Source organism: Streptomyces sp. NPDC006687, assembly GCF_040636215.1.
In the GTDB taxonomy this organism is placed as follows: domain Bacteria; phylum Actinomycetota; class Actinomycetes; order Streptomycetales; family Streptomycetaceae; genus Streptomyces.
On record NZ_JBEYJJ010000012.1, the window covers coordinates 73,265 to 94,123 of the forward strand.

The window sequence follows — 20,859 nt, forward strand, 5'->3', positions numbered from 1 at the left end:
TCAGATGAGCTCCTTCGAGAAATGGATCCCGGTGGTCCGGTAGCCGAGGGACTCGTACAGCCGCAGGGCCGGGGTGTTGCCGGCGAACACGTGCAGGGCGATGACGCGGTGGCCGCGCGCGAGCGCCTCGCGCTCCGCGAGGAGCATCAGGTCCCGGCCGTGGCCGCGCCCCCGGTACTCCTCGGCGACCGCGACGTCGTACACGTACGCCCCCGCGCCGCCCTCCCCGCGCGGCGCGAGCCAGAGGTGCCCGACCGGGGTCCCGGCCGACTCCAGGACGGCCAGGGTGACCCCGGGGGTGTCCAGGCCCTGCCGCAGCCGCCCGTCGTGGTCGGCCTCCGCCCTGGCCCGGGCGGCTTCCGGCCCCACGCCCCGGGCCTCCCAGCTCGCCGCGTACGCCTCGCGGGCACGGGCGTTCCACACCGCGTACTCCGCCTCCGTCATGGGGCGGCCCCGTACCCCCTCGGAGAGCTCCGGAGGGGTCGCGGGGAGATCCTTGGCCATGTTCCGGCCGTCCTCGGCGTACCCCAGGGCCGCGGCGAGCCGCAGACCGCCCCGGGAAGCTGCCGGGACCGAGATCCGCACCCGGCGGCAGCCCCAGCCGCGCAGCACTTCCTCGGCGGCCAGCGCGGCGACCGTGGCGCGGCCGCGCCGGCGGTCCGGCTCGTCGATGGCCAGGTCACGGATCTCCCCCGCCTCCGGCCCGGAGGCCGTGCCGGCGGCGATCAGGAGCGTCCCGACGCGCCTGCTGTTGACGCGGACCTCGTACGGGCGTGAGCGCGCGCCGCCCTCGCTCTGCTGAAGCGGCCCGCTCGGCCGCAGGGTGGTGGTCATCCGCGGGTTCTACCCGCCCCGCGCCGGTGTCACCACGCTGCGCCGGGGCTCAGCGGTCTCAGGGGTCTCAGCGGTCTCAGGGGTCGATGTCGGAGGCGGCCCGCTCCTCGAAGACCCGCATGGCCTTGGCGGTGACCGGGCCTGGGGCGGCGGTCACGGTGCGTCCGTCGATCCGGTGGACGGCCTGGACGTCGCGCAGGGTGGAGGTCAGGAAGACCTCCTCGGCCTGCTGGAGCACGTCGAAGGGCAGGTCGCTCTCGCGGGCGCCGGTCCACTCGACGGCCAGGGCGCGGGTGATCCCGGCGAGGCAGCCGGAGGCCACGGGCGGGGTGTGCAGTTCGCCGTCGAGGACGACGAAGACGTTGGAGCCGGTGCCCTCGCAGAGCTGCCCGACGGTGTTGGCGAAGAGCGCTTCGGAGGCCCCGTCGCGGTGCGCCCGCGCGAGGGCGACGACGTTCTCCGCGTACGAGGTGGTCTTCAGACCGGTCAGCGGGGAGCGCTCGTTGCGCACCCAGGGGACGGTGATCACGGCGGTGGTGTCGGGGCGGCGGCTGGTCTCACCGAGGGCGACGACGAGGGTCGGGCCGGTCTCGCCGCGGTCGGAACCGAGCGGGGAGAGACCGCCGGTGTAGGTGATGCGCAGCCGGCCGAGCGGCATCGGATTGGCCTCCAGGACGGCGGCGCAGGCGCGGCGGACCTCGTCGAGGTCGGGGTCGGGCAGGCCCAGGCCGCGGGCGGAGCGGGTGAGCCGCTCCAGGTGCCGGGTGAGGGCGAAGGGGGTGCCGTGCTGCGCCTTGAGGGTCTCGAAGACCCCGTCGCCCACGGTGAGCCCGTGGTCGAGGACGGACACCTTCGCGTCGGCGGCGTCCCGCAGTGTTCCGTCGAGCCAGATCCTCACCGTACGGTTCCTCCACTCAGGTCGTGCGTCGTCTCGTGCGCGTCCGGCGCGGGGCCGCCCGAGGCCAGGGCGAGCAGCCGGGCCGCCTTCAGCTCGGTCTCGGCCCATTCCCGTTCGGGGTCGGAGCCCCAGGTGATCCCGGCGCCGGTGCCGAAGCTCAGCCGGGGGCCGCCGGGGGCCTCGCGGTCGACCCAGAAGGTGCGGATGCCGACGGCGAGCGCGGCGGTGCCCCGGTCGGCGTCGACCCAGCCGATGCCCCCACAGTAGGGGCCGCGGGGGGCCGTCTCCAGCTCTTCGATGATCCGCAGGGCGGAGGACTTGGGGGCGCCGGTCACCGAGCCGGGCGGGAAGGTGGCGGCCAGCAGCTCGGGCCAGCCGGCGCCCTCGGCGAGCTCGCCGCTGACGGTGGAGACGAGGTGGACCAGGCCGGGGTGCTCCTCCAGGGCGCACAGCTCGGGCACGGTGACCGACCCGGTGGCGCAGACGCGGCCCAGGTCGTTGCGGACGAGGTCCACGATCATCACGTTCTCGGCGTGGTCCTTGGGCAGCAGGTCGGCGGCGGTACGGCCGGTGCCCTTGATCGGTCCGGACTCGACGCGGCGGCCGGCGCGGCGCAGGTACAGCTCCGGGGAGGCGGTGGCGATCTCCACGCCGTGGGCCCGGAGCCGAATCGTTCCTGCGTACGGGGCGGGGTTGCCGCGCGCGAGGAGCGCGGTCAGGGCGTCCACGTCGGTGGCGGCCGGGTCGGGCAGCGGCGCGGAGACCACACGGCAGAGGTTGGCCTGGTAGACCTCCCCCGCCGCGATGTACTCACGGATCCGGCGGACGCCCGCGACGTACGCGGCGCGGTCCAGGGAGGAGGTCCAGCGGTCGGCGGCGGGTCCCCGCCAGGCGCCGGGGACGGGCGCGGGTACGGGGTCGGGGCGTATGTCCCCGAAGCGCGCGCAGATCAGCCGGCCTTCGAAGTCCGCGCTCACCACCCAGAACCCGGTGGAGTCGAGGGCGGAGGGGTCGCTGGTGACGTCCCGGAGGTCGGTTGCGAGGAGGCCGCCGAAGCGGGCCAGGGGAGGCAGGTCGTGCACGGCTGCGAGTCTATGACCGGTGGCGCGATGCCGCCGGTGAGGTGACGGACGGGTGACCTCCGGTGACCGGGTCGGCAGCACGCTGCGGAAACGCGTTTTTGAGCTGGCCCGGGAATCCGCTAGAGTTCAACACGTCGCCAGGGAGCGAAGGGGGAAAACCCCGGAGCGAACACGGTGACACTGCGGACGTAGCTCAGTTGGTAGAGCACCACCTTGCCAAGGTGGATGTCGCGAGTTCGAGTCTCGTCGTCCGCTCTGAGTGGGGGATCTTCCCGAGACCCCGCACACTCCGAGGTGGAGTGGCCGAGAGGCGAGGCAACGGCCTGCAAAGCCGTCTACACGGGTTCAAATCCCGTCTCCACCTCCAAGGACGATTAGCTCAGCGGGAGAGCGCTTCCCTGACACGGAAGAGGTCACTGGTTCAATCCCAGTATCGTCCACTGGTCCGCAAGGACCTGGTCCATGAGGATCCCCGCGCGATTAGCTCAGCGGGAGAGCGCTTCCCTGACACGGAAGAGGTCACTGGTTCAATCCCAGTATCGCGCACGCAGTACCGCTCCACCTGTTTGACCTGCGGTTCCTTACCGCAGCCCGCGCGATTAGCTCAGCGGGAGAGCGCTTCCCTGACACGGAAGAGGTCACTGGTTCAATCCCAGTATCGCGCACCGCAACCGGAAGCCCCGGCCGTCTCGACGGCCGGGGCTTCCGTCGTCCCTCCGGTGTGGACGCGTGGAAAAGGGTGTTGCCCGTACGGCTCCCCAGCCGCACGGGCAACACCCTTCAACTGCCGTCCGCCGCTCCCCCGTCCCCACGGGGTTCGACGGGCCGATGTCCCGGCCCGGGCCGCTCTCCCGGGCCCGGGGCGCCGCTCAGCGCCCCAGCATCACGCCCACGGACGACGCCTGCGCCACCACCTGGTCGAAACCTCCGAAGAGGAAGAGCAGGAGGGCGGCCAGGGGGAGCACCATCGCCGCGGCCACCAGCGGGTGGCGCGTACCGGACTCATGGCTGTCGAACGCGAGGAACCTGCGTCCTTGCCGTGCGATGTCCGCCATGGTCCTCTCCCTGTCGTATGGCAGCGGCGGGCTTGTGACCTCGGGGGACGAGTGCGCCACCCGCCGCTTGTCTTCAACACTAGGCGGCCGGAAGGCTGCTGGCCTCATGCCCTCGTACCCCTTGGCGGGCCTCCAGGAGGATGAGGCGGACGCCCCCGGCGTACTCCCCTGGGTGGAGATCCGCCCCGCTGGATGGGGGAGGTCCCGGAGGGGATGACCGGAGGGTAGTGACTTCGCTCACTTCCGTCACTCCCCGCGCACGCGTGTCCTCGTACGGGAAGTTGACGGCTCCGCTCGCGCACCGCGGGCGCTCCCCCGGCGTCGTGGCCGCTCGCGGGCCCTGCGGGGAGATCAATCCCCTTGCGTACGGGGGCCCTTGGGGCCGTCCGCCGGGGTCCCCCGAACGGGGGCCGTGGGATCTGGCACACCCTCAAGTGGCGTGCTCCGCACTGAGGATCGAATGTTCCGGCGAGGGCGCGGCCTCTGAGCGCCGGCGCCGGATGGTCCGTAAGCTGTGCCAGGTCAGCAGGACGACCGTCAGCGGGGTGGACATGGCGATGATGCGGCTCCGGCGCGAGGACCCGCGTGTCGTCGGCTCGTTCCGGCTGCACCGGCGGCTCGGTGCCGGCGGCATGGGCGTCGTCTACCTGGGCTCCGACCGGCGCGGCCAGCGCGTCGCCCTCAAGGTGATCCGGCCCGACCTGGCCGAGGACCAGGAGTTCCGCTCCCGCTTCGCCCGCGAGGTGTCCGCCGCCCGGCGGATCCGCGGCGGGTGCACGGCCCGGCTGGTGGCCGCCGACCTGGAGGCCGAACGGCCCTGGTTCGCGACCCAGTACGTGCCCGGGCCCTCGCTGCACGACAAGGTGGCCGAGGAGGGCCCCCTGACGGCCGCGCAGATCGCCGCCGTCGGCGCGGCGCTCTCCGAGGGGCTGGTCGCCGTCCACGAGGCCGGCGTCGTCCACCGTGACCTGAAGCCCTCGAACATCCTGCTGTCGCCCAAGGGGCCGCGGATCATCGACTTCGGCATCGCCTGGGCCACGGGGGCCAGCACCCTGACGCATGTCGGCACGGCCGTGGGCTCCCCCGGCTTCCTCGCGCCCGAGCAGGTGCGCGGCGCCGCCGTCACCCCGGCCACGGACGTGTTCTCCCTCGGCGCCACCCTCGCCTACGCGGCGATGGGCGACTCCCCCTTCGGGCACGGGAGTTCGGAGGTCATGCTGTACCGGGTCGTGCACGAGGAACCCCACCTCGCCGGTGTCCCGGACGCGCTGGCCCCGCTGGTGCGGGCCTGCCTGGCCAAGGACCCCGAGGAGCGGCCCAGCACGCTCCAGCTGTCGATGCGGCTCAAGGAGATCGCCGCCCGCGAGGCGCAGGGGCTGGGCGACGGCCGCCCGCCGGCGCAGCGGGCCCGCGTCGAGCGGCAGGCCGGCCGGGAGCCGGAGCGGGTGCCGGGGTACGCGGGGCAGGACACCGAGCGGCGCACCGGGGGCCGTACCGGCGAGCGTCCGGCAGAGCGGCCCGCCGGCGCGACCCCCGCGCCCCGGGCCCAGGGGCCGCACAGCGGGGCGCGCCAGCGTCCGGCGGGCTCCCGCGGCCCCGGGTCGACGGCGGGGCGCTCGGGGGGGCGTACGGGGCCGCGCACCGGGCCGCGGACGGGCCCGCGTACCACCGGCACCGGGCGGCGTCCTTCGCGGCCGGACCCGAAGCTGCTGCGGCAGCGGCTGATCGTGTTCGTGGTGGTGACCCTGCTGGTGGCGCTGGGGATCGCGCTCGCGCAGAAGCTGTGAGCCCTAGGCGGGCCGCGCGGGCCCGCCGCCGCTGCCCGCCACCGCGTAGAAGGCCACCGCCGCGGCCGCGCCCACGTTGAGCGAGTCCACTCCGTGCGCCATGGGGATCCGCACCCACTCGTCGGCGGCGACCAGCGCCTGGGTCGACAGGCCGTCGCCCTCGGCGCCCAGCATCAGCGCCACCCGTTCCAGGGTGTGCGGGGCCGCGACGTCGATCGGCGACGCCTTCTCGTGCGGGGTGAGGGCCAGCAGCTTGAAGCCCGCCTCGCGGACGGCGTCCAGGCTCTTGGGCCAGGCTTCCAGGCGGGCGTAGGGGACGGAGAACACCGCGCCCATCGACACCTTCACCGAGCGGCGGTAGAGCGGGTCCGCGCAGTCCGGGGACAGCAGCACGGCGTCCATCCCCAGGGCGGCGGCGCTGCGGAAGATGGCCCCGATGTTGGTGTGGTCGTTCACCGCCTCCATCACGGCCACCCGGCGGGCCGAGGACAGCAGCTCCTGGGCCGTGGGCAGCGGCTTGCGCTGCATCGAGGCCAGGGCGCCGCGGTGCACGTGGTAGCCGGTGACGCGCTCGGCGAGGTCCGGGCTGACGGCGTACACCGGGGCGGGGATCTCGTCGATGACGTCGCGCATGACGTCCACCCACTTGGCGGAGAGCAGCATCGAGCGCATCTCGTAGCCGGCGTCCTTGGCCCGCCGGATGACCTTCTCGCCCTCGGCGATGAACAGTCCCTCGGCGGGCTCGCGGCGCCGGCGCAGCTCCACGTCGGTCAGGCCCGTGTAGTCGCGCAGGCGCGGGTCGTCGGGGTCTTCGATGGTGATGAGATCAGCCACAGGGTGATACTGCCTTGTCCTGGGTGTGGTGCCAACGGCCTGTCAGGCGCTGGGGGGCTCGTGGTGGGGAAGCGCGCCCGGGTGGTTCACGCTCACCACCTCGCCGATGACGATGACCGCCGGCGGGCGGACCTCCTCGGCGCGGACTCTCTCGCCGACGGTGGCCAAGGTGGCGTCCACCCGGCGCTGGGCGGCGGTGGTGCCCTCCTGGACGACGGCGACCGGGGTGTCGGCGGAGCGGCCGTGCTGGACGAGCGCCTCGGCGATCAGACCGATCTTGTCGACGCCCATCAGGACGACGAGGGTGCCGGTGAGCTTGGCCAGCGCCGCCCAGTCCACGAGGGAGCGCGGGTCGTCGGGACCTACGTGGCCGCTGACCACGGTGAACTCGTGCGCCACACCGCGGTGGGTGACGGGGATCCCGGCCGCACTGGGGACCGAGATGGAGCTGGAGATGCCGGGCACGACCGTGCAGGGGATCCCGTGCTCGGCGAGGGCCTGGAGCTCCTCCATACCGCGGCCGAAGACGTACGGGTCGCCGCCCTTGAGCCGAACGACGGCCTTGCCGGCCTTGGCGTGCTCGATGAGGGCGTTGTTGATGGCCTCCTGGGCCATGAAGCGGCCGTACGGGATCTTCGCGGCGTCGATGACCTCGACGTGCGGGGGGAGCTCGTCGAGGAGGTCGCGGGGGCCGAGCCGGTCGGCGATGACCACGTCCGCCTCGGCGAGGAGGCGCCGGCCGCGCACGGTGATCAGGTCCGGGTCGCCCGGGCCGCCGCCGACGAGGGCGACGCCGGGGGTGTGCGGGCGGGCGGCGGTGAGGGAGCCGTCGCGCAGGCCCTCCACGACGGCGTCGCGGACGGCGGCGGAGCGGCGCGGGTCGTTCCCGCTGAGCACGGCCACGGTGACGCCCTCGACCCGGCCGGTCGCCGGGGTCCAGGCGGTCGCCGCCTCGGCGTCATCGGCCCGTACGCACCAGACCCGCCTCGCCTCGGCCTCGGCGGAGGCGCGGTCGTTGGCCTCGCGGTCCCGGGTGGCGATCAGGGCGTACCAGGCACCGTCGAGGTCACCGTCCTGGTAGCGGCGGCGCTCCCAGCGGATCTCCCCCGTCTCGGCCATCGCGTCCACGGAGGGGGTCGCGGACGGGGAGACCAGCAGGACGTCGGCCCCGGCGGCGATGAGCGAGGGCAGCCGCCGCTGCGCGACCTGCCCGCCGCCGATGACGACGACGCGGCGCCCTGCCAGGCGGAGTCCTACGGGGTAGGCGGGGTGTGCCGGGTTTCCCATGGCGGTTGCGGCTCCTGATGCGGCGGGTGTGTTCGGCGGGCCGCTGCTGCGCTGGAGCGGCTGACGGACCGTACGGATGCCCGTCCGGCACCACGATACGACCCATCGCCGCTGGTGGTACCTGCGGGGGCGGCGTCGGGGGCGGCCGGGGTCCCGGCGGGGCGGTGTCCGAGATCTGTGGCGCCCACTGGCCCTGGACGCCGCTCCGTTCGGCGTTTCGCGCGGGTATCGGCCGGGGCGGCGGACCGCCCGGGAGGCGGGTGGGCAGCCACCGGCCCGCCCCGGCCCCTCGCGGGGAAGGAAACGGGCCCGCGGCGGCTACTTCTCCGTTACGCCCGCCGAGTCGAACGTGGCGACCTCGTGCATCGCGCGGGCCGCGCTCTGGACCAGGGGGAGGGCCAGGAGGGCGCCCGTGCCTTCGCCGAGGCGGAGGTCCAGGTCGACCAGAGGGCGCAGGCCCAGCTTGTTGAGGGCGGCCACGTGGCCCGGTTCCGCGCTGCGGTGGCCCGCGATGCAGGCCGACAGGGCCTCGGGGGCGATGGCGCGGGCCACCAGGGCGGCCGCGCCCGCGCTCACGCCGTCCAGGATGACCGGCGTGCGCAGCGACGCGCCGCCGAGGATCAGGCCGACGATCGCCGCGTGCTCCAGGCCGCCGATGGCGGCCAGGACGCCGACCGGGTCGTTCGGGTCGGGCTGGTGGAGCTCCAGGGCGCGGCGGACGACGTCGACCTTCCGGGCGTGCGTCTCGTCGTTGATGCCCGTGCCGCGACCGGTGACCTCGACCGGGTCGACGCCCGTGAAGACCGAGATCAGGGCGGCGGAGACGGTGGTGTTCGCGATGCCCATCTCGCCCGTCAGGAGCGCCTTGTTGCCCGCCGCGACGAGGTCGCGCGCGGTCTCGATGCCGACCTCGATGGCCGCCACCGCGTCCTCGCGGGACATGGCGGCCCCCACCGAGAGGTCGTCCGTGCCCGGACGCACCTTGCGCGGCAGCAGGCCGGGCGTGGCGGGCAGGTCGCCCTTCACGCCGACGTCGACGACGCACACCTCGGCGCCGACCTGGTTGGCGAAGGCGTTGCAGACGGCCCCGCCGCCCAGGAAGTTGGCCACCATCTGCGTGGTGACCTCCTGGGGCCAGGGGGTGACGCCCTGGGCGTGGACGCCGTGGTCGCCGGCGAAGATGGCGACGGCGGCCGGCTCCGGGATCGGCGGCGGGCAGACCCGCGACAGGCCCGCCAGCTGCGCGGAGATGATCTCCAGCATGCCGAGCGCGCCCGCCGGCTTCGTCATGCGCTTCTGCCGCTCCCACGCCTCGCCGAGCGCCTTCGCGTCGAGCGGGCGGATGCTGGCGACGGTGTCGGAGAGCAGGTCGTGCGGGTCCTCGCCGGGCAGCGCGCGGCGCCCGTACGTCTCCTCGTGCACGACCCAGGCCAGCGGACGGCGCTGCGCCCAGCCCGCCTGCATCAGCTCCGGCTCCTCGGGGAACTCGTCCACGTAGCCGACGCACAGGTAGGCGACGACCTCCAGGTGCTCGGGCAGGCCCAGGGCGCGGACCATCTCGCGCTCGTCGAAGAAGCTGACCCAGCCCACGCCGAGGCCCTCGGCGCGCGCGGCGAGCCAGAGGTTCTCGACGGCGAGGGCGGAGGAGTACGGGGCCATCTGCGGCTGGGTGTGCCGGCCGAGGGTGTGGCGGCCGCCGCGGGTGGGGTCGGCGGTGACGACGATGTTCACCGGGGTGTCGAGGATGGCCTCGATCTTCAGTTCCTTGAACTGCTTGGCCCGGCCCTTGGGCAGCGACTTGGCGTACGCCTCGCGCTGGCGCTGGGCGAGCTCGTGCATCGTGCGGCGGGTCTCCGCCGACCGGATGACGACGAAGTCCCACGGCTGGGAGTGGCCGACGCTCGGGGCGTGGTGGGCGGCCTCCAGGACGCGCAGCAGCACCTCGTGCGGGATCGGGTCGGTGCGGAAGCCGTTGCGGATGTCGCGGCGCTCGCGCATGACGCGGAGCACGGCCTCACGCTCGGCGTCGGCGTAGCCGGGGGCCGGCTCTCCCGGGGAGGGCTGGGGCTCGGCGGGGGCTTCGCCGTCGCCCGCCGGGGCGGGCTCGGCGGCGGGCGCGGCCTGCTCGGCGGGGGACTCGACTGCCTCGGCCGCCGTTTCCTCGGGGGCCGCCTGGGCCTCCGGCTGACCCGGGGTCCCGGGGGTGGCGGGCTCGGCGGGAGCCTCCGCGACGGCGGCGTCGGCCACCGGCGCGGGTGCGCCCTCGGCGGCGGCGACGGCCTCGGCGGCCTCGTCGGCCTCAGGGGCCGCGACCGCTTCCGGCGCAGCGGCGGCCTCGCCCGTGGCCTGGCCCTCGGCCACCGGCTGCGCGTCGGGGACCTGACCGTCAGCTGCGGCCTGGCCCTCTACGGCGGGCTGATCGGCCTGAGGCTGGGCGTCGGACGCCGCCTGCTCGGCGGTGGTCCGGCCCTCGGCCGCGGTCTGGCTGTCCGTCACCGACGGGGCGGCTGCGGCCGGCTGAGCACCGGCACCGTCCTGGGCCTCGGCCACCGGCTGGCCAGGCACGGGCTGGCCCTCGGTCCCGGCCTGGGTGTCCACCGCCGGCTGGCCCTCAGCCGCGGCCTGGCCCTCAGCCGCCACCGGCTCAGGCACCGCCGGGCTCTCCGCGACCGGCTGCCCGGGCGTCGCCTGCGGTTCCGTGCCGGGCAGTGCCTCCGGCGCCGGCTGGCCGGGGCCGGTCGGGGACTCCGCCGTCGGCCGGCCCTCCGGGCCCGGGGTTCCGGTCGTGACGGGGGCCGCCTGCTCGGGGCCCTGCTCCGGCGTCCACGGGGCTCCGGCCTGCGGCGGGATCCCGCCCAGCTGCGGGGCGGCCGGGGCGTCCAGGTACTCGGGGGCGTTCGGGGCGGGCCGGCCCGGGGCCGGCTCGGGTTCGCCCGGCGTCACGGTCTGGGCGGCGGCCGACGGCTCCTGCGCACCCGGGGTCTCGGCGCCGGGCTCCGCGGGGGCTGCGACGGCCACGGCCGCCTGGGCGGGCGGCGCCACGGCGACGGCGGGCGCGACCGGCGACGGGGGCGCGGCGGGCCCCCGGTCCGCGAGGGAACGTACGACTCCCCCGGTGGCGTCGGGCATGGGCGGGCCCATGTGCAGGGGCCGGCGGGACGGGGTCACGGGCACGGCGTGCGGCGTCTGACCGGCGGCGGCGTGGCCCCCGGGCTGGGCCACGAGGCCACCGAGGTCGAGGGAGCCGGAGTCACGGCCGCCGGCCTCGTGCGCGCCCGCGCTGTACGCACCGGGGTCGGCGCCGCCCTCGGCACCACCGTCGGCGAAGGCCGCGCCCGTGACGGCCGCGTCCGCGAAGGCGGCGTCCGGGAACGCGCCGTCCGAGGCCGAGGCGTCCACGGAGGCGGCGTCGGGGAAGCCGGGCTGCGCGCCGAGCGGCTCAGGCTGCCCGGGCTGCGGCTGCGCGTGCTGCGGCTGCCCGGCGAGGGACCCGTCCGGTCCCGCCTGCCCGGGCAGGGCCTGGCCGGCGAGCAGCCCTTCCTGCACCGGCTGCCCGTGCTGCGCCTGGCCAGGCATGGGCTGGCCCCCGAGGGTCCCGTCCGGTCCCGGCTGGCCCCCGGGGGAACCCTCCTGGCCCGGCTGCCCGGGAGCCGCCTGCCCGCCGAGGGAGCCGTCCTGGCCCGGCATCGCGTACCCGCCCTCCGGGAAGCCGGCGTGCCCCTGCTCGGGGTAACCGGCCGCCTGGGCCTGCGGGTACTCCGCGTAGCCCCCCTCAGCGGGGTATTCGGCCGGGTATTCGCCCGGGAAGGAGGGGACGGGCGGGACCACCTGGGGGTCGCTCCAGGCGCCGCCCTGGCCGTGGCCGCTCGGCATCAGCAGGAGTTCCTCGTCCTCGGCCGGGTCGTCGACGAGGTCCTGGAAGGCGTAGCCGGCCGGGGGCATCGGCGGAAGAGGGGGCATCGGCGGGACCGGAGCGGGACCGCCCTGCTGATCCACCATGCCCGCGTTGTCCGGGTGACCCTCGCCCGGGACCTGGCCGGTGTCAGTCATGCTTACCCCTCGCCCATCGGTGTTGCCTCTACGCCTCTTCGTTCGCCCGGCGCCCTGGTGGCCCGACGAGCGGGGTCGCCGCGCGGCGCGACGGCTCTCCCGCGCCCGCACGACAACTCCTGAGCATTGTCGCGCTCGTCGGCCATCGTGTCGGCCGGAAACCGGCACGGTCCGCTGTGGACTGCGCCACGTCGTGCCCTGACGGGCGGTACGACGATCGGCCAGCCTACCCCGGGCTCCCTCTCAGCGGTTCACGGGGCGTTCGGCTGCCAGCAGGAACACCACGGAACGCTCCTGTTCGCTCCAGGTCCTGGTGTCGAGGCCGACGGACTGGAGGAGGGCGCATTCGACGGCGTACCCGTGTTCGGTGAGGGTGCGTCCGATCGCCTCGGCCTCGTCGCGCGTGGAGGCGTGGCTGACGATCCGTTCGGGGCGGCGGTCGGCCACGGCGGCGACGACCTCGGCGCCGCCGCCCCCGACCCGTACGACGTCGGGTTCGGGAAGGTTCTCCAGGACGTGCGGGGCGCGGCCCGCGACCACCTGGATCTGCACACCGCGCGTGCGGGCGGCGGCCGTTACGCGTTCGCAGGCGCGCGGGTCGGCGTCGACGGCGATGACGGCCGCGCCGAAGGCGGCGGCGTCGACGGCGAGGGCGCCGTGGCCGGCGCCGATGTCCCAGACGAGGTCTCCGGGGCGGGGTCCGAGGCGGGCGAGCTGGGCGGCGCGCAGTTGCGCCGACTCCCCTTCCCCGGCGCCCGGGTCGGTGAGGGAACGGGCCCAGCCGCGGCCGGCGGCGGGGGTCTGGGCGGGGTTCTGGCCGAGGAGCCAGGGGGCGTCGGCGGCGGCGTGCCCGGCGCCGCCGATGACGATGACGACGTTGGGGTCGCGCCAGGTGTGGTCGGCGGCGGCGTCGGAGGTGAGGACGGTGACGCGTTCGCGGTCGGTGCCGAGTTCCTCGCAGATGACGAAGGTCCGGTGGACTCCGTCGAGCAGCAGGGCGAGTTCGGCGGGGCCGGCGCCGGGCGAGGTGAGGACGGCGACCTTGCCGCGGGCCCGGCAGACGTTGACGGCACGGCGCAGGGTGCGGGGGTGGGCGACGACGACCTGGGCGTCGTCCCACGGCATTCCGGCGCGGGCGAAGGCGGCGGCGACGGAGGAGACGGCGGGGACGACCTCGACTTCCAGGCCGTGTTCGGGCGAGCGGAGGGTACGGACGACGCCGAAGAAGCCGGGGTCGCCGTCGGCGAGGACGACGGCGGTGCCGCGGTGACCGGCGATGCGGCGGGCGGCGAGGCCGAGGCTGCCGAGGCGGATGCGTTCGGCGCCGGGCGGGACTTCGGGGAGCGCGAGGTGGTGGGCGGCGCCGGCCACGAGGGTGGCCGCGGAGAGCGCGGACCGGGCAGCCGCGGTCAGGGGGGAGCCGTCCCAGCCGATCACCGTGACCCGGTCGGCCATCGTCGTCAGTCTCCTGGGGTGGGGGCAGGCGAAGTTTCGTCGGGGTCGCGCACTGCGAGACTACCTGGTCACGGGTCGGTTCCGGTCCGCGGTGGCGGCGTGCGCCGGGTGAGCGGTGTGGCCGCGGCGGACCTCGCGGCCCTCGCGGGCCTCACGGCTGTCGGAGGTGTCGTACGCACCGTAGGCGTCGTACGCGCCGTCGAAGGAATCGGCGTCGTCCTCGTCGAGGTCCTCGGGGAGCAGGCTCCAGACGATGAGGTCGGTGCGGGTGTCGGCCCAGCTGCCGTCGGCGGACTGGGTACGGACGGTCCAGGCGTTGCGCAGGACGCCCTCACTGATGCAGCCGATCTTCTGGGCGACCTGCTGGGCGGCGGTGTTGTCGGCGGCGGTGCGCAGTTCGAGTCTCTCGAACTGCTGCTCGCGGAAGAGCCAGCGGGCGACGGCGAGGACGGATTCGCTGGCGTAGCCCTCGCCCCGGGCCCAGGGGGCGGTGACGTAGCGGATCCCGGTGGTCCGGGTGCGCCAGTCGGTGTCGCGGAGGTGGACGGTGCCGACGAGGCGGTGGGTGAGGAACTCGGCGACGGCGAAGACGATGCCGCGGCCGGAGGTGCGTTCCTCGTGGGAGAGGGTGGTGGCCCAGGCGTGGGCGTCGGTGTGGGTATAGGGGTGCGGTGCCGGGGTCCAGGCGGTGATCTGCTCGTCGTTCATCATCTCGGCGAGCGCGGTGACGTCCTCCTCCTCGAAGGGGCGCAGCACCAGCCGGTCCGTGCTGATGGTGACGTCCGGGAAGGTGGTAGTCATGCGCAGCTCCATGCCTGAGACGGACCGTTTTGGCGGGTCGTAGGCCACAGCATGCAGCATCGGCAGGGGGATGTGCAGGGCCGGGCTGCCCGGGAGCGGGCACGGTGCGGGCGGCGTGCGGGCAGCCCGCGGCCCCGCGCGCCCGGGAGGGTGCGCGGGGCCGGGGACCTGGCGCCGGCCAGGGGGTCCGTCAGGCGGCTGGCGGTCCGCCAGACCGCGGGGCGGTCCGCTCAGGCGGCCGGGGTGCCGAAGGCAGGGATGACCGAGCCCTGGTACTTGTCCTCGATGAACTTCTTGACCTCGTCGGAGTTCAGGAGCTTGGCGAGCTTCTGGATGCGCGGGTCGTTCTGCTTGCCGTCCTTGACCGCCAGGAAGTTGGCGTACGGGTTGCCCTCGGCCTTCTCCAGGATCAGGGCGTCCTTGGCGGGCGAGAGCTTGGACTCCAGCGCGTAGTTGCCGTTGATGACGGCGGCGTCGACGTCGTTCAGGGCGCGCGGGACCGTGGCGGCCTCCAGCTCCTTGAACTCCAGGCCCTTCTTGTCGGTGATGTCGGAGAGCTTGGCGTTGGTTCCGACGCCGTCCTTGAGGGTGATCAGCTTGTTCGCGGCGAGCAGCTGGAGCGCGCGGCCCTCGTTGGTGGTGTCGTTCGGGACGGCGATGGTCTGGCCGGCCTTGATGTCGGTGAGGGCCTTGACCTTCTTGGAGTAGAGGCCGAGGGGCTCCAGGTGCACGTTAACGACGGGCACGATGTGGGTGCCGTTCTTCTTGTTGAAGTCGTCGAGGTACGGCTTGTGCTGGAAGTAGTTGCCGTCGACCTGGCCCTGCTCGGTGGCGGTGTTGGGCAGGACGTAGTCCGTGAACTCCTTCACCTCCAGCTTGAGGCCCTCCTTGGCCGCGAGCTTGTCCTTGACGAAGTTCAGGATGTCGGCGTGCGGGCTCGGGGAGGCCGCGATGACGAGCGGCTTGCTCTCGTCGGCCGCGCCGCCGTCGGTCTTGGCGGAGGAGGGGTCCGAGGAGCTGCCGCAGGCGGTGAGGCCAAGGGCGAGCGCGGCGGAGGCGGCGGCGAAGGCGGTGAGCTTGAGGTTCTTACGCACGAAGAGTGCCTTTCTTGCGGTACGGGTCCGGATGGTGGGGACCCGCTGGTGGTGGCCCAGGCACGACAAGTGCGGGCTTTCTCGGGTGGGGAAACTGAGGGGGTGGCCCGGGGCGGGCTCAGGCTGTCCGGCCGCGGCGGGCGAGGACGCGCACCACGCCGTCGCCGATCAGCTGGATCACCGTGACGAGGGCGATCAGGACCACGACGGTGGCGACCATGAAGCCGGTCTCGAAGCGCTGGAAGCCGTAGGTGATGGCCTTGGAGCCGAGCCCTTCGCCGCCGACGGCGCCGGCCATGGCGGAGTAGCCGACCAGGGTGATGACGGTGGTGGTGACGGCGGCGACCAGGGAGGGCAGGGCCTGCGGGAGGAGGACCTTGCCCACGAGGGTGGGGATGCCGCCGCCCATGGACTCGACGGCTTCGATCAGGCCGTGGTCGACCTCGCGGACGGCCGTCTCGACCAGCCGCGCGAAGAAGGGGACGGCGCCGATGGCGAGCGGGACGATCATGGCGGTGGGGCCGATGAAGGTGCCGACCACGGCGGTGGTGACCGGGATCAGGGCGATCAGCAGGATGATGAACGGCAGCGAGCGGCCTACGTTCACGATCACGCCGAGGGCCTTGTTGAGCGGCTGGTTCTGCAGGAGGCCGCCCTTGTCGGTGAGGACGAGGAGGATGCCGATGGGCAGTCCGCCGAGGACGGTCACCAGGGTGGACCACAGGACCATGTAGAGGGTGTCGTACGTGCCCTGGGTGAGCAGGGGCTGCATCTCGGACCAGGTCACTTGGCACCGTCCTTGACCAGTGCGGCCAGTTCGTCGTCGATCTCGTCGGTCGTGTCGGTCGTCTCGGTCGAGTGGGTCGCGCCGGTCGTGTCCGGCACGTCGTCCACCACGTCGACCTGGAGGCCCTGTTCGCGCAGGAAGCCGACGGGCACGACGTTGTCCTCGTAGCGGCCGGGCAGTTCGATGCGCATCCGGCCGATCTGGCGGCCTGCGACGGTGTCCATCGCGGCGCCGAGGATCGAGATGTCGATGTTGTACGTGCGGGCCAGCTGGGAGATGACCGGCTGGGTGGCGGCCTCTCCGTGGAAGGTGACGTCCACGACCGTGTGCTCCGGGCCGGTGGCGGAGCCGCTGACCGGGAAGAGTTCGGCGGCGAGCTCGGAGCCGGGGGTGGCCAGCAGCTCGGCGACGGTGCCGGACTCCACGACGCGGCCCTTCTTCATCAGCGCGGCGGAGTCGCAGATGCTCTTGACGACGTCCATCTCGTGCGTGATGAGCAGGACGGTCAGGCCCAGCTGGCGGTTGAGGTCGCGCAGGAGCTGGAGGATGGAGCGGGTGGTCTCGGGGTCGAGGGCGCTGGTGGCCTCGTCGGAGAGGAGCACCTTGGGGTCGCCGGCGAGGGCGCGGGCGATGCCGACGCGCTGCTTCTGGCCGCCGGAGAGCTGGGTCGGGTACGCCTTGGCCTTGTCGGCGAGGCCGACGAGGTCGAGGAGTTCCAGGGCCTTGCGGGAGCGTTCGCGGCGGTCGACGCCGAGGATCTCCAGCGGGAGCTCGATGTTGGCCTGGACGGTCCGGGAGGACAGCAGGTTGAAGTGCTGGAAGACCATGCCGATCCGGCTGCGGGCCTCGCGGAGCTCCTTGCCGGCGCGGCGGCCGCGCCCGGCGAGGGCGGTGAGCTCGACGCCGTCGACCGTGACGGTGCCGGTGGTGGGGCGCTCCAGCAGGTTCACGCAGCGGATGAGGGAGGACTTCCCCGCCCCGCTCTGGCCGATGACTCCGTAGACCTCGCCCTCGCGGACGTGGAGGTCGACGCCGTCCAGGGCGGTGACCTCGCGGCCACGGGACTGGTAGACCTTCGTGAGGCCCGATGTGGTGATCACAGGAATTCCGTCGCTGTCGAGTGCACGGCGTGCGGACCGTGCACGGGGCAAACATCTGGGGACGCGATACGGGTCGAACCGTCACAAAGGAGGGGTGTCGACACGTGCGCGGGGCTGGAGCGGTCCGGACCGGAGGTCAGCGGTGACCTGGACGGCGGAGCGGCTCGCCTCGTCTCGCTTCGGGGCGCGAGACCGCGGGGGAAGGGGCCCTCAGAAGGCGCACATTCGACACATACAACGAGCACCGGGCGTCATCGTCGCCTCGGTCGCAAGGGTGCGGCTGCTCGTCGTGGTCATGGGCCCCAGTAAAGCAGACGTGCCGGCTGAACGATCCCCGCTGTCCGCATAGCGGACGGATTCGGGCCGGATGACGGACACGACGGGTCCGCAGCGGCCTACCGTCCCGGGCGCTACGGGAGCCCTTCCGGCCAGTCCTCCCACGGCCGGGCGGGATCCGCGCCAGGGTCCGCCGGGGGACGGGGCAGGGGGGCGCGCTGTGGCCAAGGCCACGGTCGGCGGGCGCCCCCGGCACAGCGGGTCCCGGGGGCCGTAATACCCTCGCAGCATGCTCGACGCCCTGACGGCCGCCCTCGGTGTGGCCGCCCTCGCCCTCGCCGCCTGGTGCGGCCACGCCGTATGGCGGGACCAGCCGACCAAGGACTGGCACTTCATCGGGATGGCCGTGGTGACCCTGCTGGCGCTGGCCCAGCTGGTGGTCGGCCTGGTCCAGCTGGGCCGGGGTGAGAAGCCCGCACAGGGCGCGGTGCTCTTCGTGGCCTACCTCGTGGGCGCCTTCGCGGCGGTCCCGGCGGCCGGGCTGCTCTCGCTGACCGAGCGCACCAAGTGGGGTTCGGTGACGGTGGCCGCGGGCGCGGTCGTCCTCGCCGTGCTCGAAGTGCGCCTCTACGACATCTGGGGATCCGCCGGTGCCTGACACGACGACCGCCACACCGGAATCCCGCAAGCGGCTGGTCTCCGGGCCCGGGCTGCTGCTGGTGTGGCTCTACGGGGTCATGGTGGTCGGCGCGGTCTCCCGTTCGGCCTACCAGATCTCCACCGACTTCGACCGGGCACCGCTGGCCTACTCCCTGTCGGCGACGGCCGCCCTGGTCTACGCCTTCATCACGTACTCGCTCGTGCGCGGCGGCGACCGGGCCCGGCGCGCGGCACTGGTGTGCTGCGCGGCCGAGCTCGCGGGCGTCCTGGCCGTCGGCGCCTGGACGCTGATCCGGCCCGAGGCGTTCCCCGACAGCACCGTGTGGTCGGACTTCGGGATGGGCTACCTGTTCATCCCGGTGGTGCTGCCGGTCACCGGGATGCTCTGGCTGCGCGCCAAGCGGTAGGCGCTAGGCGTCAGGCGTCAGGCGCTGACGGTGTAGGCGGCGGGGACCTGGGCGTCCTTCTCCAGGATCACCAGGTGCACGCCGTCGGAGGCGGTGCGGTTGCCGACCTGCGCGTAGCCGGCCTTGCGGTACAGGCGCAGGTTCGACTCGCTCTTGTGGCCGGTGTGCAGGCGGAAGCGGGTGGTGCCGCCGTGGCCGGCGAGGGCTTCCTCGACCGCGCGCAGCAGCCGGGCGCCGAGGCCGTGGCCCTGGAGGCGGGGGTGGACGCACAGCTTGGCGATGCTGGCCGTGCCGTCCTCGCCGACGCTGCCGCGCACCGCGCCCACGACCTCGTCGCCGAGCCGGGCCACCAGGACGGTGTCCGCGGCCATCTCCTCCTTGAGGGAGTCCAGGGACTGGGTGAGCGGCTGGATGAGGTAGTTGCCGTACAGCTCGGCCTCCCGCTGGAACGCCAGGTACTGCAGCTTGAAGATCTGCTCGGCGTCTTCGGCGGCCGCCGCCGAAATGGTCACGCTCATGCCCATGTGCGCATGCCTCCCGCTCACCGGTAGCTCGATGGTCTACCGCTCCTTTCCCCATGGGTCAGGAGCCGCAACCTCTCCAGCGAGCATTCTGCGCAGACATCCCAGGCAACGGGAACGTACTGGCCCCAAACTTCCTTGTGAGATACCCAACTCTCCTGCGATTTCACGGTAGGTGAGGTCTCGGGGCGACAAAAGTGCGGTTATCAGCTCGGGACACCGTCCCGGCAACCGGGCGACCGCCGATCGGAGGGCGCGGTTCGTCTCCCCGTGCAGCAGGGCCCCCTCGGGCTCGTCGCCGGTGTGCGCGCGGGTGGCCCCGTACGGGATCTCGCGCCGCGCCCGCCTCCGGGCGAGCCGGGTCTCGGCGCGTACGGCCCGCCTCAGCCAGCGGGCCCGGGCGGTCGGACCGGGGCCGGGCGGCCCCTGCTCCAGCAGCCTTACCCAGACGGCCTGTTCCAGGTCGGCGGCGTCCAGCCCGGCGGCGGGCGCCTCCGCGGCCGCCTCGGCGGAGAGCAGGGGCCGCAGCTCCTCGATCAGTTCCGGTTCGCGTCGCAGGTCCATGCCGGGCGGGACGCGGGGGCCGGGCCGGGCGGTTTCCCCGCCGGGCCCGGCCCACCCGTACGGGGTGCCTGGTCTAGCGGTTGACGCCCCGTCCGGGACGGAACGCCTCGGCGGCGAGGAGTCCGGTGTCGGGGTTGTCGGTGAAGATGGCGTCGATACCGAGCTCGAAGTAGCGCTTGAAGGCGCCGAAGGCGTCCCCGTAGGCGTTCGGGTCGGTGCCCTTGCGGTATTCGGCGGGCAGGAAGGTGTTCTCGTTGCGGGCCGTGTAGGGGTGCAGGACCAGGCCGCGGGCGTGGGCGTCGCGCACCAGGGTGGTGGGCGTGCCGAGTTTGCCGTCGGCGGTGCGCGGGACGATGAGGTCGAGGGTGGGTCCGATGCCCTGGGCGAATCCGGCGATCCACTTCAGGCCCTCGGGCGTGACCAGGTCGGCGACGGTACGGGGGTCCTTGGCCACCTCGAAGTCCCAGGGGCGGGTGTTCGCGGCGGAGAGCAGCACCACGCGCGGGGCGGACACCAGGCGGGAGAGGCGCTGGATGCTGGAGGGCTCGAAGGACTGGAGGAAGACGGCGGCGTTGCGCCCGTCGCGGCCGTAGCGGCGCAGGAGGGCGGCGAGGGGCTCCTCCAGGCCGAGGCCGAGGCCGCGGAAGTAGGTGGGGTGCTTGGTCTCGACGTGCAGCCAGACCTGCTTGCCGCGCCGCTTGCCCTCGCGGTCGGCCCAGCGCAGCACCTCTTCGAAGGTGGGGACCGGCCAGCGGCCGTCGTAGAGGGTGTTGCGCTGGCGGATGGCCGGAATGCGTTCCTTGGCGCGCAGGGTGCGCAGCTCGGCGAGGGTGAAGTCCTCGGTGAACCAGCCGGTGACGGAGACCCCGTCGACGGTCTTGGTGGTGCGCCGGCCGGCGAACTCGGGGTGGTCGGCGACGTCGGTGGTGCCGCCGATCTCGTTCTCGTGGCGGCACACCAGGTGGCCGTCCCTGGTGGGGACGAGGTCCTGTTCGACGACGTCGGCGCCGAGGTCGAGGGCGAGCTGGTAGGAGCCGAGGGTGTGCTCGGGCCGGTAGCCGCTGGAGCCGCGGTGGCCGATGACCAGGGGGACGGGGAGGTCGCGGTACCCGCCGCCGTGTCCGGCCGCGGCGGCGGAGGCCGGGCCGGCCGAGAGGCCGACGCCGGTCCCGGCCGCGAGGACCGCGGCTCCCAGGACGGTGCGCCGGGCTGTCCCACCTTGCGTCATAAGTGCCACTCCTTGTTCGGATTCGGTTGGAAAGTGCTCGGCTTCTTTGGGAAAGCGGCGAGCCGATGGTAGGCAAGGGGGGTGGCTGAGGAGTGGGGTCACGCGGAACATGGCGGAAACACACGTCAACATTGCGTAT

Annotated in this window: 18 protein-coding genes and 5 tRNA genes; 8 read left to right on the forward strand and 15 right to left on the reverse strand. The window is 73.8% G+C overall.

Going from position 1 to position 20,859, the window contains the following annotated elements; genetic code table 11:
- The 3 genes from ABZ716_RS17160 to ABZ716_RS17170 form a co-directional block, all read right to left on the reverse strand.
- On the reverse strand, positions 1-834 hold the full coding sequence (locus ABZ716_RS17160; protein WP_358959748.1) for a GNAT family N-acetyltransferase: 834 nt from the start codon (positions 832-834) through the stop codon (positions 1-3).
- 76 nt (positions 835-910) lie between these two features.
- Positions 911-1,732, reverse strand: coding sequence for an aminodeoxychorismate lyase (locus tag ABZ716_RS17165; RefSeq protein ID WP_358959750.1), 822 nt, complete (start codon positions 1,730-1,732; stop codon positions 911-913).
- The gene (locus ABZ716_RS17170; protein ID WP_358812384.1) at positions 1,729-2,814 is read right to left on the reverse strand and encodes a chorismate-binding protein; all 1,086 of its coding nucleotides are present in this window, start codon (positions 2,812-2,814) and stop codon (positions 1,729-1,731) included. Before ABZ716_RS17170 ends, ABZ716_RS17165 begins: the two co-directional genes overlap by 4 nt.
- A 182-nt stretch (positions 2,815-2,996) precedes the next feature.
- Here ABZ716_RS17170 and ABZ716_RS17175 point away from each other — a divergent pair.
- From ABZ716_RS17175 to ABZ716_RS17195, 5 genes are all read left to right on the forward strand, one after another.
- Positions 2,997-3,069, forward strand: a tRNA-Gly gene (locus ABZ716_RS17175).
- A 38-nt stretch (positions 3,070-3,107) separates the two neighbouring features.
- Positions 3,108-3,181, forward strand: a tRNA-Cys gene (locus tag ABZ716_RS17180).
- A gap of 1 nt (position 3,182) precedes the next feature.
- Positions 3,183-3,254 (forward strand) — tRNA-Val (locus tag ABZ716_RS17185).
- Positions 3,255-3,288: 34 nt separating this feature from the next.
- Positions 3,289-3,360, forward strand: a tRNA-Val gene (locus tag ABZ716_RS17190).
- A 47-nt stretch (positions 3,361-3,407) separates the two neighbouring features.
- Positions 3,408-3,479: transfer RNA gene (locus ABZ716_RS17195), tRNA-Val, on the forward strand.
- A gap of 204 nt (positions 3,480-3,683) precedes the next feature.
- On the opposite strand, the gene ABZ716_RS17200 is transcribed toward ABZ716_RS17195, so the two are convergent.
- Complete coding sequence (locus ABZ716_RS17200; protein ID WP_358812385.1) at positions 3,684-3,869, reverse strand: hypothetical protein; 186 nt, start codon at positions 3,867-3,869, stop codon at positions 3,684-3,686.
- A gap of 551 nt (positions 3,870-4,420) precedes the next feature.
- Here ABZ716_RS17200 and ABZ716_RS17205 point away from each other — a divergent pair.
- A complete protein-coding gene (locus ABZ716_RS17205) occupies positions 4,421-5,656 on the forward strand; it encodes a protein kinase (protein WP_358959850.1) in 1,236 nt (411 codons plus the stop codon).
- 3 nt (positions 5,657-5,659) lie between these two features.
- On the opposite strand, the gene ABZ716_RS17210 is transcribed toward ABZ716_RS17205, so the two are convergent.
- From ABZ716_RS17210 to ABZ716_RS17245, 8 genes are all read right to left on the reverse strand, one after another.
- The gene (locus ABZ716_RS17210) at positions 5,660-6,490 is read right to left on the reverse strand and encodes an RNA methyltransferase (protein ID WP_358959753.1); all 831 of its coding nucleotides are present in this window, start codon (positions 6,488-6,490) and stop codon (positions 5,660-5,662) included.
- Between the two features lie 42 nt (positions 6,491-6,532).
- On the reverse strand, positions 6,533-7,777 hold the full coding sequence (cobA, locus tag ABZ716_RS17215) for a uroporphyrinogen-III C-methyltransferase (protein ID WP_358812387.1): 1,245 nt from the start codon (positions 7,775-7,777) through the stop codon (positions 6,533-6,535).
- Positions 7,778-8,095: 318 nt separating this feature from the next.
- Positions 8,096-11,827: a nicotinate-nucleotide--dimethylbenzimidazole phosphoribosyltransferase gene (gene cobT / locus ABZ716_RS17220; RefSeq protein WP_358959756.1), complete on the reverse strand. Its 3,732-nt coding sequence runs from the start codon at positions 11,825-11,827 to the stop codon at positions 8,096-8,098.
- A 243-nt stretch (positions 11,828-12,070) separates the two neighbouring features.
- Positions 12,071-13,282: a precorrin-6y C5,15-methyltransferase (decarboxylating) subunit CbiE gene (cbiE, locus tag ABZ716_RS17225; protein ID WP_358812389.1), complete on the reverse strand. Its 1,212-nt coding sequence runs from the start codon at positions 13,280-13,282 to the stop codon at positions 12,071-12,073.
- A 60-nt stretch (positions 13,283-13,342) separates the two neighbouring features.
- A complete protein-coding gene (locus ABZ716_RS17230) occupies positions 13,343-14,083 on the reverse strand; it encodes a GNAT family N-acetyltransferase (protein WP_358812390.1) in 741 nt (246 codons plus the stop codon).
- A gap of 230 nt (positions 14,084-14,313) precedes the next feature.
- The gene (locus ABZ716_RS17235) at positions 14,314-15,177 is read right to left on the reverse strand and encodes a MetQ/NlpA family ABC transporter substrate-binding protein (RefSeq protein ID WP_351885634.1); all 864 of its coding nucleotides are present in this window, start codon (positions 15,175-15,177) and stop codon (positions 14,314-14,316) included.
- Positions 15,178-15,295: 118 nt separating this feature from the next.
- Entirely contained in the window at positions 15,296-15,964 is a 669-nt protein-coding gene (locus ABZ716_RS17240) for a methionine ABC transporter permease (protein ID WP_358959760.1), read from the reverse strand.
- Complete coding sequence (locus ABZ716_RS17245) at positions 15,961-17,064, reverse strand: ATP-binding cassette domain-containing protein (protein ID WP_358959762.1); 1,104 nt, start codon at positions 17,062-17,064, stop codon at positions 15,961-15,963. The genes ABZ716_RS17240 and ABZ716_RS17245 overlap by 4 nt, the downstream gene beginning before the upstream one ends.
- Positions 17,065-17,629: 565 nt before the next feature.
- Between ABZ716_RS17245 and ABZ716_RS17250 the strand changes: the two genes are divergently transcribed.
- Both ABZ716_RS17250 and ABZ716_RS17255 read left to right on the forward strand, forming a co-directional pair.
- Complete coding sequence (locus tag ABZ716_RS17250) at positions 17,630-17,998, forward strand: hypothetical protein (RefSeq protein WP_358812393.1); 369 nt, start codon at positions 17,630-17,632, stop codon at positions 17,996-17,998.
- Positions 17,991-18,407 carry a hypothetical protein gene (locus ABZ716_RS17255; protein WP_358812394.1) on the forward strand — a complete coding sequence of 139 codons (417 nt, stop codon included), beginning with the start codon at positions 17,991-17,993 and terminating at the stop codon, positions 18,405-18,407. The genes ABZ716_RS17250 and ABZ716_RS17255 overlap by 8 nt, the downstream gene beginning before the upstream one ends.
- Before the next feature lie 17 nt (positions 18,408-18,424).
- On the opposite strand, the gene ABZ716_RS17260 is transcribed toward ABZ716_RS17255, so the two are convergent.
- The 3 genes from ABZ716_RS17260 to ABZ716_RS17270 all read right to left on the reverse strand — a co-directional run bounded on the left by ABZ716_RS17260 (position 18,425) and on the right by ABZ716_RS17270 (position 20,720).
- Positions 18,425-18,931: a GNAT family N-acetyltransferase gene (locus ABZ716_RS17260; protein WP_351885648.1), complete on the reverse strand. Its 507-nt coding sequence runs from the start codon at positions 18,929-18,931 to the stop codon at positions 18,425-18,427.
- 36 nt (positions 18,932-18,967) lie between these two features.
- Positions 18,968-19,492, reverse strand: a complete 525-nt coding sequence (locus ABZ716_RS17265; RefSeq protein WP_358959767.1) for a sigma-70 family RNA polymerase sigma factor — start codon at positions 19,490-19,492, stop codon at positions 18,968-18,970.
- A 73-nt stretch (positions 19,493-19,565) separates the two neighbouring features.
- Complete coding sequence (locus tag ABZ716_RS17270) at positions 19,566-20,720, reverse strand: glycerophosphodiester phosphodiesterase (RefSeq protein ID WP_358959770.1); 1,155 nt, start codon at positions 20,718-20,720, stop codon at positions 19,566-19,568.
- Positions 20,721-20,859 lie beyond the last annotated feature (139 nt).

Bases quoted from the DNA above. Each gene is read 5' to 3' on its own strand.
- ABZ716_RS17160 (WP_358959748.1), bottom strand. From the start codon at position 834: ATGACCACCACCCTGCGGCCGAGCGGGCCGCTTCAGCAGAGCGAGGGC.
- ABZ716_RS17200 (WP_358812385.1), bottom strand. From the start codon at position 3,869: ATGGCGGACATCGCACGGCAAGGACGCAGGTTCCTCGCGTTCGACAGC.
- ABZ716_RS17205 (WP_358959850.1), top strand. From the start codon at position 4,421: ATGGCGATGATGCGGCTCCGGCGCGAGGACCCGCGTGTCGTCGGCTCG.
- cobA (WP_358812387.1), bottom strand. From the start codon at position 7,777: ATGGGAAACCCGGCACACCCCGCCTACCCCGTAGGACTCCGCCTGGCA.
- cobT (WP_358959756.1), bottom strand. From the start codon at position 11,827: ATGACTGACACCGGCCAGGTCCCGGGCGAGGGTCACCCGGACAACGCG.
- cbiE (WP_358812389.1), bottom strand. From the start codon at position 13,282: ATGGCCGACCGGGTCACGGTGATCGGCTGGGACGGCTCCCCCCTGACC.
- ABZ716_RS17230 (WP_358812390.1), bottom strand. From the start codon at position 14,083: ATGACTACCACCTTCCCGGACGTCACCATCAGCACGGACCGGCTGGTG.
- ABZ716_RS17250 (WP_358812393.1), top strand. From the start codon at position 17,630: ATGCTCGACGCCCTGACGGCCGCCCTCGGTGTGGCCGCCCTCGCCCTC.
- ABZ716_RS17260 (WP_351885648.1), bottom strand. From the start codon at position 18,931: ATGGGCATGAGCGTGACCATTTCGGCGGCGGCCGCCGAAGACGCCGAG.
- ABZ716_RS17265 (WP_358959767.1), bottom strand. From the start codon at position 19,492: ATGGACCTGCGACGCGAACCGGAACTGATCGAGGAGCTGCGGCCCCTG.
- ABZ716_RS17270 (WP_358959770.1), bottom strand. From the start codon at position 20,720: ATGACGCAAGGTGGGACAGCCCGGCGCACCGTCCTGGGAGCCGCGGTC.